The following is a 12,291-nucleotide window of genomic DNA, read 5'->3' as shown; positions in this document are numbered from 1 at the left end:
GTTCGGCGGGCGGCGGCTCTGGTCATGCGACCAATGGCGGGGTGCGGGATCTTCTCGGCCCCGTCAGGGCGTTTCCGCCGGCTTCGCCGGCTGGGGTCCCTCGGGTTCGGCGGCGTTGTCCGCCCGTGCCGGTAGGAGCAGGGCGGTGACGACCACGACCACGGACAGCACCGCGCCGATGATGAAGGCCAGCCGCATGCCGTCGAGGTCGGCGAGCGCCTCGGTGACTCCCGCGGACTTCAGGGCATCGGCACGCGCGCCCATCACAGTGATCACGAGCGCGGTGCCGATGGCCGCGGAGACCTGCTGCAGCGTGCTCAGGATCGAGCTGCCGTGGGAGTAGAGCTGCGGGGGAACCGCTCCGAGCCCGAGGGTGAACACCGGCGTGAAGGTCGCGGCCAGACTCACCATCAGCAGTGCGTGCAGGCCGAGGAGCTGCCAGTACGGCATGGTCATCGTGACCTGGGTGAACCCAGCGAGCGCGATCATGCTCCCGATCGCGCCGGGGATGACCAGGACCCGGCCGCCGAACCGGTCGAACAGACGGCCGACGGTGGGACCGAGCAGCCCCATCGCGAGGCCGCCCGGCATCACGAGGAGCCCGGTCTCCAGGGGGCTGAGTTCGCGGACGTTCTGCAGGTACAGCGGCAGCAGGATCATCGAGCCGAGCATCGCCATGAAGGACACCGACATCAGGATCAGCGCGACCGTGTAGGTGCGGTGGCGCAGGGTGCGCAGGTCCATCAGCGGCGCGCCGCGCTTCTGCAGCGACAGCTGGCGGAAGACGAAGACGGCGATGATGGCCAGGCCGGCCGCCACGATCGCGGCGGCGACGCGGACGTCACCGCCCTCGAACCGGCTGAGCCCGTAGACCAGGCCGCCGAAGCCGACGGCGGCGGTCACCACGCTGAACCAGTCGACGGTGCTGAACTGGGGCTCGCCGATGTTCTTGAGCTGCTTCAGACCGCTCCAGGTGATCACGGCGGCGATGGGGAGCACCACGGCGAACAGCAGGCGCCAGGACCCGAAGTGAAGGATCACCCCCGAGATCGCCGGGCCCATCGCGGGCGCGACCGAGATGGCCAGCGTGACGTTGCCCATCACCCGGCCCCGGTCCGACTCGGGCACCACCTGCATCAGCGTGGTCATCAGCAGCGGCATCATCACGGCCGTCCCGGACGCCTGGATGATGCGTGCGCCCAGCAGCAGCTCGAACGACGGCGCGACGGTGGCCAGCGCCGTGCCGAGCAGGAACAAACCCATCGCGGTGGCGTACGCGCGGCGGGTGGACACCCGCTGCAGGAACCACCCGGTGATCGGGATGACCGCGGCCATGGTCAGCATGAAGGCGGTCGAGAGCCACTGCGCGGTCTGCTCGGTGATGTTCAACGCGCCCATCAACCGCGGGATCGCGTTGATCAGGATCGTCTCGTTGAGGATGACCACGAACGTGGCGAGCACCAGCAGCCGGATCACGGCCGGCGTGCGGCCGGGGACGGCGGCCGCGGATTTGGCGGGTGGGTCGAGCAGTCGGCTGGACACGGTACCTCGATCTGGGTTGTCGGACATGACATGGTCACGGCTGGCGTCCCAGCCTTCGGTCTCACAAGAAGTTGCGGTCCTGCAAAGCTTGCCGGGTCCCACCGACAAAACTCGTCGACCGTGCTCAACCCTCCGGCAAGTGACGCGAAATGTCATCCGATTTTCACCGGCCCGTGGGGCTCGCCACCGTGGAAGCCAACCCCCGAAGCTCGTGGTGTGCGAGGCGCCCGTCCAGGCCATGCGGCTGGGGGGAGCGAGGCGTGCGCTCCTTGCACGACCAGACGATCGCCGTCCAGGGCGGGGGCGAACGAAAGCGATCAGAAGGCGGTCGCGTACACCGGCCCGGCGGCCGCCGCCACCCGCCGGGACGACGGGGCGATCCTCATGGCCGTCGATCCCCATGGCCGAGGAGGGGGTCGCCGGACCCGCGCTGGAAATCTTCGAGGGCTTTCAGCGCCCGGCTTGCAAACGGCTCGGAGAGGCCGTGGGCGACGCGGTCAAGAAGGCCGCCGCCGACGGCAAGGCCAGAGCGGTCTTCCGGCCCTTCCGGCTCTTCAGGGCTCTTCAGGGCTCCCGCGTTGTCCGAGCCGATTCCGTCGGCGTCCCGACGCGGAGCGAACGCGGTCCTCTGCGCTCCCGCCGGCAAGCGGGCCTCGTACACGAAGACGCCGTTCACCTATCGGCCGATCGAGGGAAAGAACGGATTCGAGAACAAGGAGCTTCTCAACTGGGCCCGGGATCCCGGCTTCTGCAGTCCCGGGTTCGACAAGTGCGTGATGAGCATCGAGAAGGCTGCGGACATCGAGAAGGCTGCGGACATCGAGAAGGCTGCGGACATCGAGAAGGCTGCGGACATCGAGAAGGCGGCGGACATCGAGAAGGCGGCGAAGTACCCCGAGGAGCGGAAGGCGGCCTCCACGCCTACTGTGAGACTCAACGGAAAAGCTCCCAGCCGGGAACAGGCGGAGCAGATATTCTCTGACCCATCGGGGCTGGACGAGATCCTCTCCGTAGCCGCCTCATAGCTTTTCGACTCAGAGGACTGCTTCCGCTGATCGTCGGCGCGGTTCGCGCTGAACCGGCGCGAACCGCGCGACCCCATGTATCCATATTTCTACCTGATGTGCTTCGCTGGAGCCCCGACCGGGCCGGGCGAGGTCTCCCGGAGAAAGCAGTCGGGCGGGCGCCGTCAATGGGCGGCTTCGTATTGCTCCACGATCGACGAGGCGATCCGGCCACGCTCGCTGACGTTCAGGCCCTGCGCCTTTGCCCATTCGCGAACCCTGGCGCTCTTCTCGCGGTCCATGGTACGGCTGCCGGCCGCGCTCCCTCTGCGGCCGCGTCCGATCCGCTCTTGACGGACCGGGCGGGCGGCGTTGATGAAGGGGGCCAAGGCCTTGCGCAGCTTGTCGGCGTTCTCGTCGCTCAGGTCGATCTCGTAGGCGGCTCCTTCGAGGGTGAAGGAAACGGTGCCCGAGGCCTCGCCGCCGTCGAGGTCGTCGATGAAAGTCTCCACGACCTTCTTAGCCATGTCATGCTCCAAAATATGTTGTGGTGAGGCGTACCTTATCGGTTCGCGGCAATTCTTCAAGTCAAAGGTTCGGGGTGGCGCGGCCCTTGGAGCCTCCGGTAAGAGCGGCTACCAGAAGCGCCGCGGCCGCCATACCCGGACTCATGATCATATTTGGACGTCGCCGAAGCCGGTCGCCCTCACGCCTTCTTTTCATGGTATGCCGTCATGGCTCCGTGGAGATTGGGAAGAAACCGAGCTTTCCCGCGCTCGCGGTTCCCGGTCTTGCGGATGGCGAACCGAACGCCCTCTCCTGACGCCGTGGCTGGAGATTGAGGATCGCCGAGGCCGTCGGACCGGAGGGAGGGACGGCGGGGGTTCCACGGGGCGCGGAGAAGACCCGGCCTTCGGTATGTCGACCGGGAGGGCGCCGCTGTCCAGTGACCCGAGGCCGGGGCGGAGGGGAAGCGCCGCTGGCGGAGATTCCTCGCCGATGCTGGAGCGGTCGCTCACCTTTTGTGGATTAATCGGCATACCCTTCGCTTTCATGTCTCGACGATCACTGGCCCTGTGGGCCGCGGCCCTGGCGGCGGCTCTGGCTCCGGATCTGTACTTCTGGGTGAGCGCGCTCCTGGGTGGAGACGGGGGAGAACGGGTCTTCGCGTGGATGTCGTCGGGATGGTGCGCCGGTTATGAGATCAACCGCGAGGTGCGGGGTGTTCTCGGCCTCGCCCGGGGGTTTCCGCTGTTCTGGTTCGGGTTCGCGCCGCTGGTCGGCCTGGCCTTCACCGGCTGGCTGCTGAGCATCCGGGCCGGACGGCCCCGGCTCGGCCGGCTCGCCGCCCTCGCCTCCGCCGGGATCATGGTCGTCGTCTCGCTGCCCGCGCCGGTGCTGCTCACGGTCGACGCGGCCCTCGACCGGGACTGCCTGGGTGTGTGGGGTCCGCCGGGGCTGGTGAACTCGATCCTCCTGGACGGTTTCTCAACTCTCGTTCCCGTGGTCCTGACGGCGCTCGCGGCCCGCCCGCCGGTCAGGACGCGGCCGGTACGGCGCAGCCGCCCGGCCCGGGTGGCGGTCACGGTGCCGGTCGTGGCCGCGCTGCTGTTCGCCGCGGCGGGTGACGGCCGGCCGGACCGGGTGAGCGACTCCGGCGACCTCGACTGCGCCGGGTTCGGCGACGTCCGGCCGTACGGCAGATGATGGGCGAGATGGCGGGCCGCTGACCGGGGCCCTGGCGGGGATGTGCCCGGCGGTGGACAGGGTGCTGCAGGCCGAGGGCGAGCGGCGGCAGGCGGAGGAGAAGGCGTTCTACGTCGCCGCGGAGCGCGCCTGCGCCGCCCACCCCCGCCATCGCCCGAAGACCAGGCCGGTGCGGCAGGCCCGCGCCACCATGTGGACGGAGTTCTGGACCATCGGAGCCTGGGACGAGGGGCAGGAGGGCGCGGAGGTCTCCGACCGGGTCGCGGACCTGGTCGGAGGCGGGGACGGGGTGCTGGAGGTCTGGGCCGCCGACGACATCGACGCGCCCGACGGCACCGTCCAGCTTCTGATCATGGTGTTCCCGGGAGGGGAGCGGAAACCGGTGATCTACAGATGACGGCCCCTGCGACGATGCCCCGGCCGGTTCGCGGGAATGGGACTGCGGGCCGGCGCCGATCCGGAAAGACGAAAGGTGCGGGTCTCAGTGGACCTCGCACCTTCCAACACGTCCCATCGGGGAACCAAGTGTGTCCGAGGGGGGACTTGAACCCCCACGCCCCGCAAAGGGCACTAGCACCTCAAGCTAGCGCGTCTGCCATTCCGCCACCCGGACTTGGTGCCTGCACGGAGGACCGTCATCCCTCGTCGGCGGACCTAGGTTAGCAAACCTTTGAGCCCACGTCATATCGGTAACCGCCGAGGTCCAGCGGAGATGCCGCGACGGCTCGCCGGCGGCAGGATGGAGAGCGCAAGCCGTACCAAACCGAAGGAGTCGACATGACCGCGCTCAATGGTGAGGACGAGGTCGTCGAGCTGTGCCGTGACCTGATCCGGATCGACTCGATCAACCCGGGTGACAACACGGGCCCCGGCGAGCGGGCCGCGGCCGAGTACGTCGCGGAGAAGCTGGCCGAGGTCGGCCTGGAGCCGCAGATCCTGGAGTCGGACGACCGCCGGGCGAACGTGGTCGCGCGCATCGCGGGGGAGGACTCCTCCCGCGACGCCCTACTCCTTCACGGACACCTCGACGTCGTCCCCTTCAACGCCGCCGACTGGACCCACCACCCGCTCAGCGGGGAGATCGCCGACGGCTGCGTCTGGGGACGCGGCGCGGTCGACATGAAGAACATGGACGCGATGATCCTCGCGGTCGTCCGCCAGCGGCTCAGCCAGGGGCGCCGCCCGCCGCGGGACGTCGTGCTGGCGTTCACCGCCGACGAGGAGGCCGGCGGCGCGTACGGCGCGCAGTGGCTGTCCGACAAGCATCCCGAGCTGTTCGAGGGCTGCACCGAAGCGATCGGCGAGGTCGGCGGGTTCAGCGTCTCCATCGACGAGGCGCGCAGGCTCTATCTCATCGAGACGGCCGAGAAGGGCATCGCCTGGATGCGGCTGACGGCCCACGGCCGCGCCGGGCACGGCTCCATGCTCAACACCGAGAACGCGGTCACGGAACTGGCCGAGGCGGTCGGCAGGATCGGGCGCTACGAGTGGCCGGTACGGCTGACGCAGACCGTGAAGACCTTCCTCGCCGAGGTCTCCGGGATCCTGGACCTGGAACTCGACCCCGACGACGTCGAGGCGACCGTGGCCAAGCTCGGCCCGCTGGCCCGGATGATCGGCGCCACGCTCCGCAACACCGCCAACCCCACCATGCTGGCGGGCGGGTACAAGGCCAACGTCATCCCGCAGACCGCGACCGCGCACGTGGACGGCCGGTTCCTGCCCGGGTACGAGGAGGAGTTCTTCGAGACGATCGACGAGCTCCTCGGGCCCAACGTGACCAGGGAGTTCGTCTACCACGACATCGCGGTCGAGACCGGGTTCGACGGGCCGCTGGTGCGGGCGATGGCCGACGCGCTCGTCGCCGAGGATCCGGGCGCGCTGGCGGTGCCGTACACGCTCTCGGGCGGGACGGACCTGAAGGCATTCAGCCAGCTGGGCATGCGCGGGTTCGGGTTCGCGCCGCTGCGGCTCCCCGCCGACTTGGACTTCTCCGGCATGTTCCATGGGGTGGACGAGCGGGTGCCGGTCGATTCGCTCCAGTTCGGGGTCCGGGTTCTTGACCGCTTCCTGGACGGCTGCTGAGGCGTTCTCCGGAAAGTCATTGCACTGACGCGATGTAGTGCTAACGTAACTCTCCGTCGAGAGGCTGGGCCGCGTTCGCACGGCCCGCCAGGAGCTTCGGGAGGTCACGTGGCACGCATGCCGCACGGACGGTTGAGGGCTTTCGAGCCCGCCGCCGTCCGGCGCGTGCCCGTGACCGCCTCCGTCGACGGCGCGACCTTCGTTCGGGGCGATCGGATGGCGCGGTTCGCGGCCGGCGCCCGACGGATCGTCAGGCGGGTTCTCGCGATCGGCGGCATGATGGCCGCCGGATGGCTGCTCGCCGTCGTCTTCGGATTCATCGGCGCCGCTCCGGCGACCGCGGGAACCACCGCGGTGGCGGGATCGGCCCACTCCGGCACCCTCGACGAGACCGCCTCCGAGCCGGCCTTCCAGGTCGGCGGTTTCCCCACGGAGAGCGGTGAGCTGTCGGCGACAGGAAACGCCGAAGCAATGGCCGGGCGTGGTGTCGACGGGCTCACCAGCCAGTCGGCCCCTGATTTCCCGGTTCCCTCCACCGCTGACCACAGTGCTGGCGCCAATGGATTCGTGCCCCAGACCGGCGGTGGAACCGGCCCCTTCGGGCCGGGCGTGGGAGATGTCGCACGCTTCGTCTATGACCCGCAGCTGAGGGCGCAGTGCGCCCCGCGGGCGTGTGTGCTCCCTCCCGTCGTCCGCACAGCGGCGGACGACCCTTCTTTCTCTCCTGACTGATCCCGTCCTGTCGACCGGCCCGTTCCCACGCCGAACCAGCCGGTCACGCGGAGCGTGCCGTGGGCCTTCCGCCCACCGGGTGCCGTTCCGCGGTGCGGGTGAGGAGTAACCCCCCCTTTCTCGTGACGGCCTCGGGGCGTCCGCTGTGCGGCCTCCCGCCGAGACCTCGCATGCCCTCGCACGCCGTGCACGAGATGTCAGGTCCCCCCAAAAGCTACAAGGAGCACGAAACTATGCGTACGTGGGTTAAGAACGCCAGTCCCGCGGCACTGCTCGCCCTGGGCGTCATGTCCCTGGGCTCCGGTACGGCCTTCGCCGACACCGATGGCGGCCACTCGATCGGCGGCGGCAACCAGGCCAACCTCCCGATCACCCTGCCGATCGACATCAGCGGCAACGGGCTCGCGGTCCTGGGCGAGGCCGACGCGAGCTCCCAGGGCGGCGCCTCGGTCGAGAACGGCGGCGGGAGCGGCGCAGGCGGGAACACCACCTCGGGTCGCTCCTCCATCCTGGGCGGCAACCAGGTGGTCGCTCCCATCACCGCTCCGGTCAACGCCTGCGGCAACGCGGTCGCGATCTTCGGTGAGGCCGACGCGGGCTGCAAGGGCGGCGCCTCGGTCAAGAACTCCGGCAAGGGCGGTGCGGGCGGGAACACCACCTCGGGTCGCTCCTCCATCCTGGGCGGCAACCAGCTGGTGGCCCCGATCACCGCTCCGGTCAACGCCTGCGGCAACGCCGTGTCCCTGTTCGGCGACTCCGAAGCCGGTTGCAAGGGCGGCGCCTCGGTCAAGAACTCCGGCAAGGGCAAGGGCAAGGGTGCGGGCGGCAACCGCACCGACGGCCGCTTCAGCATCGGCGGCGGCAACCAGGTGGTCGCCCCGATCACCGCTCCGCTGAACATCTGCGGGAACGCGGTCGCCGTCCTCGGCGAGGCGTTCGCGGGCTGCAAGGGCGGTGCCTCGGTCACCGACGGCGGCAAGCACGGTGGCAAGCACGGCGGCAAGCCGGGTCACGGCTACCACGGCGGGCACGGCGGCCACGGCTGGGGCTCCGGCTCCGGGGCGGGCGGCAACCGCACCGACGGCCGCTTCAGCATCCTGGGCGGCAACCAGGTGGTCGCCCCGATCACCGCTCCGATCAACGTGTGCGGCAACGCGGTCGGCAACGCCGAGGCGAGCTGCAAGGGCGGCGCCTCCGTCAGCAACGGCGGCTCCGGTGCGGGCGGCAACCGCACCGACGGCCGCTTCAGCATCCTGGGCGGCAACCAGGTGGTCGCCCCGATCACCGCTCCGATCAACGTGTGCGGCAACGCCGTGGCCATCCTGGGCGACTCCGCGGCGGGCTGCCTCGGCGGTGCGCACGTCGGCGGCTCCGGTCACGGGCACGGCCACGGCCACTGGGGCAAGAAGGCCGGCAAGCACAAGACCAGCGGCATGCTTCCCGCCCTGCCCGTCGTCCCGGCGCTGAACGGTGCCCCGCAGGCGCACGGCCCGAGCCTGCCCGTCGTCGGCGACGTGCAGAGCCTCACCCAGCTGCCCGTCGTCCCGGCCCGCGGCCAGTCGCCCCAGCAGGACGCCTCCCCGCTGGCACCCGCGGCCGGTCTGCTCTCCTCCACCCCGGTCGGCGCCCTGCCCGTCGGTGACATCGGCCTGATGAGCGCCGCCCAGCCCGCGGGCGTGACCGGGATGAACTCCGGCTCGCTGCTCGCCCTGGTGTTCGGCGGGCTGGCTGCGGCCTCCGCCACGATGTTCGCGCTCACCCGCCGGGTCCGCTTCGGCAAGCGGTAACACGCCGTAGCCATCAGCTGAACCCGCTACAGATCAGGTCCCGTGCCGGACGGGCCTGGCGACAGCCAGTCGCCAGGCCCGGCGCGGGACCTTCCCCCGGTTCTGCCGGGGGAAGGCACAGACGCTCTGCCCGTTCCGGGGGCGCGGCCCGGGGCGGGCAGAGCCGTACCCGGAACCGGGCGGAACTCGGGGGAGGGTGACATGTCCGGGATCGGACGGGAGTGATGTGTCCGGGATCGGACAGGGACACTCGGGGTCACATCGTCTTGACCGCACGTATGATCTTCCGACGCAGCCGGACGTCTCGGCGGCCGTCCGGATACAGTCGCAGACGGTCGAGTTCCCAGCCGCCGTACTCTGCGTGTTCGGTCAGCAGTTGCCGGGCCGCGTCTCTGGAGGTGCCACGCGGAAGATGGATAACCAAGTAGGAGTAGTCGAGCACAGCGATTAGTCTCCGAGGGGTGGGGCTGGGGGACGTCGACACTCATTGGGCTTTATTCTGCGTCCTTGCGGCTTTCCTTGGGAGTGTCCCCGATCCAGATCGGGTAGCCCTGAGGGAAAGTTAACGGGGAACGAATGCGAACAGCGAGGTAGGAAGCAGCGTGCCAGCCAAGAACGGCAACGCCGGCGGAACCCGCCTGGTGATCGTCGAGTCGCCTTCCAAGGCCAAGACCATCGCCGGGTACCTCGGCCGCGGCTACGTCGTGGAGTCCAGCATCGGGCATATTCGCGACCTCCCTCAGAAGGCCGACGACATCCCCGACAAGGACAGGGCCAAGCCGTGGGCCCGCCTGGGCGTCAACGTCGACAGCAACTTCGAGCCGCTCTACGTCGTCAACGCCGACAAGAGAGCGCAGGTCAACAAGCTCAAGCAGTTGCTGAAGGAAGCCGACGAGCTTTATCTCGCCACCGACGAGGATCGGGAGGGCGAGGCGATCGCCTGGCACCTGCGCGAGGTGCTCAAGCCCAAGGTGCCCGTGCATCGCATGGTGTTCCACGAGATCACGCCCCGGGCGATCCAGGACGCGGTGGCCAACCCGCGCGACCTGAACCTGAGGCTGGTCGACGCCCAGGAGACCCGGCGCATCCTCGACCGCCTCTACGGCTACGAGGTCAGCCCGGTCCTGTGGAAGAAGGTCAAGCCGAGGCTGTCCGCCGGACGCGTGCAGTCGGTGGCGACCCGGCTGGTCGTGGAGCGCGAGCGCGAGCGCCTGGCGTTCACCAGCGCGAGCTACTGGGACCTGCAGGCGTTGTTCGACACCGGCCGCGACGAGCTCCCGCGCGAGTTCACCGCCATGCTGACCGGTGTGGACGGCAGGCGCGTCGCCCAGGGCCGCGACTTCGCCAGTGACGGCACGCTGAAGAACGCCGACGTGCTCCACCTGGACGAGCAGGCCGCCCGCGCCCTCGCGGGCCGGCTGGCCGGCACGGCGTACGCGATCGTCTCCGTCGAGCGCAAGCCGTACACCCGCAAGCCGTATGCGCCGTTCCGGACGACCACGCTGCAGCAGGAGGCCAGCCGGAAGCTGGGCTTCTCCGCGAAGTCGACCATGCAGGTCGCCCAGCGCCTCTACGAGAACGGCTTCATCACCTACATGCGCACCGACAGCATCACGCTGTCGGACACCGCCGTCGCCGCCGCCCGCAACCAGGCCATCAAGCTGTACGGCGCGGCGTACGTGACCGACAAGCCGCGCGTCTACACCAGCAAGGTGAAGAACGCGCAGGAGGCGCACGAGGCGATCCGTCCTTCGGGTGAGGAGTTCCGCACGCCCGGGGAGACCGGGCTGACCGGTGACATGTTCCGGCTGTACGAGCTGATCTGGCAGCGGACCGTGGCCTCCCAGATGAAGGACGCGGTCGGCGAGTCGATCACCGTGAAGGTGGGCGGCGAGTCCAGCGCGGGCGAGCGCGTCGAGTTCAGCGCCTCCGGCCGGACGATCACCTTCCACGGCTTCCTCAAGGCCTACGTCGAGGGCGCGGACGACCCGTCCACCGACCGCGACGACTCCGAGAAGCGCCTGCCCGCCCTGGCCGAGGGCGACCGGCTCACCGCGGCCGAGCTCTCCGCGCTCTCGCACGCGACCAAGCCGCCCGCCCGGTACACCGAGGCTTCGCTCATCAAGGAGCTGGAGGACCGGGAGATCGGCCGTCCGTCGACCTACGCCTCGATCATCGGCACGATCCTCGACCGCGGGTACGTCTTCAAGAAGGGCACCGCGCTGGTCCCGTCCTTCCTGGCGTTCGCGGTGGTCAACCTGCTGGAGCAGCACTTCAGCCACCTCGTCGACTACGACTTCACCGCCGACATGGAGAAGGTCCTCGACGACATCGCCAACGACCGGGCGGAGCGGGTGCCGGAGCTCCGCCGCTTCTACTTCGGCGAGGAGGGTGACGAGGGCCTGAAGGAGCTGGTCACCGACCTCGGCGAGATCGACGCCAAGGAGATCAGCTCCTTCCCGATCCGGGGCACCGACATCATGATCCGGGTCGGCCGCTACGGCCCCTACCTGGACCGGGACGGCGCCCGGGTGAACATCCCGGAGGACCTGGCTCCGGACGAGCTGACCGCCGAGATGGCCGAGGAGCTGTTCTCGCGCCCGACCGGTGACCGCGAGCTGGGCCGCGACCCGGTGACCGGGCACCTGATCGTGGCCAAGGACGGCCGCTACGGGCCGTACGTCACGGAGATCCTCCCCGAGGAGGCTCCGCCCGCCGAGGGCGCGAAGAAGCGGACGAAGAAGGCCGACGCGCCCAAGCCGAGGATCGAGTCGCTGTTCAAGACGATGTCCCTGGACACGGTGACGCTCGACGACGCCCTGCGTCTGCTCTCACTGCCCCGGCTGGTGGGGGAGATCGACGGTGAGGAGGTCAGGGCGCACAACGGCAAGTTCGGTCCCTACATCAAGAAGGGCACGGACTCACGGTCGCTGACCTCCGAGGAGGACCTGTTCACGGTCACTCTGGAGCAGGCGAAGGCGCTGTTCGCCCAGCCCAAGGCCCGTGGCCGCCGCGCGGCCGTGCCCCCGCTGCGCGAGCTGGGGCAGGACCCGGTCTCCGGCAAGCCGATCGTGGTCAAGGAAGGCCGGTTCGGGCCGTACGTGACCGACGGCGAGACCAACGCCTCCCTGCGCAAGGACGACGAGGTCGAGCAGATCACCACCGAGCGGGCCGCCGAACTCCTGGCCGACCGCCGTGCCCGCGGTCCGGCACCCAAGAAGGCCCGTACCACCACCCGTGCCAAGAGCACGACCACGAAGAGCACCACCGCCAAGGGCACCACCACCAAGAGCACCAAGGCCAAAGCCTGAGAACCCTCTCAGGGCCTGCGGGAACGCATCCGCCGCTCCCGGCGTTCTGTCCAGACGCGCCGGGTACGGCCGGCGCGGTTTCTTCCGGAAAGCGCCGGACGCGGCAGGCGTCGCGACAGAGGT

General features: G+C 69.5%; 10 protein-coding genes and 1 tRNA gene. 7 read left to right on the top strand and 4 right to left on the bottom strand.

Annotated features, from left to right (window positions below):
• Window positions 1-63 precede the first annotated feature (63 nt).
• Window positions 64-1,542, bottom strand: a complete 1,479-nt coding sequence (locus HS041_RS03545; protein WP_307845156.1) for an MDR family MFS transporter — start codon at window positions 1,540-1,542, stop codon at window positions 64-66.
• A gap of 578 nt (window positions 1,543-2,120) precedes the next feature.
• Between HS041_RS03545 and HS041_RS03540 the strand changes: the two genes are divergently transcribed.
• Window positions 2,121-2,567: a DsbA family protein gene (locus HS041_RS03540; protein WP_196439075.1), complete on the top strand. Its 447-nt coding sequence runs from the start codon at window positions 2,121-2,123 to the stop codon at window positions 2,565-2,567.
• Between the two features lie 164 nt (window positions 2,568-2,731).
• Here HS041_RS03540 and HS041_RS03535 read toward each other — a convergent pair whose 3' ends face one another.
• Window positions 2,732-3,073, bottom strand: a complete 342-nt coding sequence (locus HS041_RS03535; RefSeq protein ID WP_196439074.1) for a histone-like nucleoid-structuring protein Lsr2 — start codon at window positions 3,071-3,073, stop codon at window positions 2,732-2,734.
• Window positions 3,074-3,599: 526 nt separating this feature from the next.
• On the opposite strand from HS041_RS03535, the gene HS041_RS03530 reads away from it, so the two are divergent.
• Window positions 3,600-4,253 carry a hypothetical protein gene (locus HS041_RS03530; RefSeq protein ID WP_196439073.1) on the top strand — a complete coding sequence of 218 codons (654 nt, stop codon included), beginning with the start codon at window positions 3,600-3,602 and terminating at the stop codon, window positions 4,251-4,253.
• Window positions 4,254-4,305: 52 nt separating this feature from the next.
• A complete protein-coding gene (locus tag HS041_RS03525) occupies window positions 4,306-4,650 on the top strand; it encodes a hypothetical protein (protein ID WP_196439072.1) in 345 nt (114 codons plus the stop codon).
• 131 nt (window positions 4,651-4,781) lie between these two features.
• Here HS041_RS03525 and HS041_RS03520 read toward each other — a convergent pair.
• Window positions 4,782-4,866 (bottom strand) — tRNA-Leu (locus HS041_RS03520).
• A 164-nt stretch (window positions 4,867-5,030) separates the two neighbouring features.
• On the opposite strand from HS041_RS03520, the gene HS041_RS03515 reads away from it, so the two are divergent.
• The 3 genes from HS041_RS03515 (at window position 5,031) to HS041_RS38050 (ending at window position 8,857) form a co-directional block, all read left to right on the top strand.
• Entirely contained in the window at window positions 5,031-6,338 is a 1,308-nt protein-coding gene (locus HS041_RS03515) for a M20/M25/M40 family metallo-hydrolase (RefSeq protein ID WP_196439071.1), read from the top strand.
• 117 nt (window positions 6,339-6,455) lie between these two features.
• Entirely contained in the window at window positions 6,456-7,070 is a 615-nt protein-coding gene (locus tag HS041_RS03510) for a hypothetical protein (RefSeq protein WP_230878680.1), read from the top strand.
• A 233-nt stretch (window positions 7,071-7,303) separates the two neighbouring features.
• Window positions 7,304-8,857, top strand: coding sequence for a chaplin family protein (locus HS041_RS38050; RefSeq protein ID WP_230878400.1), 1,554 nt, complete (start codon window positions 7,304-7,306; stop codon window positions 8,855-8,857).
• A gap of 256 nt (window positions 8,858-9,113) precedes the next feature.
• Here the strand turns inward: HS041_RS38050 and HS041_RS03490 are convergent, their stop codons facing one another.
• Window positions 9,114-9,299: a DUF5703 family protein gene (locus tag HS041_RS03490; protein WP_196439069.1), complete on the bottom strand. Its 186-nt coding sequence runs from the start codon at window positions 9,297-9,299 to the stop codon at window positions 9,114-9,116.
• A gap of 160 nt (window positions 9,300-9,459) precedes the next feature.
• On the opposite strand from HS041_RS03490, the gene topA reads away from it, so the two are divergent.
• Complete coding sequence (gene topA, locus HS041_RS03485; protein WP_196439068.1) at window positions 9,460-12,168, top strand: type I DNA topoisomerase; 2,709 nt, start codon at window positions 9,460-9,462, stop codon at window positions 12,166-12,168.
• Window positions 12,169-12,291: the final 123 nt, after the last annotated feature.

It is taken from the genome of Planomonospora sp. ID67723, from assembly GCF_015711605.1.
Taxonomy (GTDB): Bacteria; Actinomycetota; Actinomycetes; order Streptosporangiales; family Streptosporangiaceae; genus Planomonospora_A.
The sequence above is the reverse complement of the archived record's forward strand: the minus strand, read 5'-3'. Positions and strand labels throughout refer to the sequence as shown.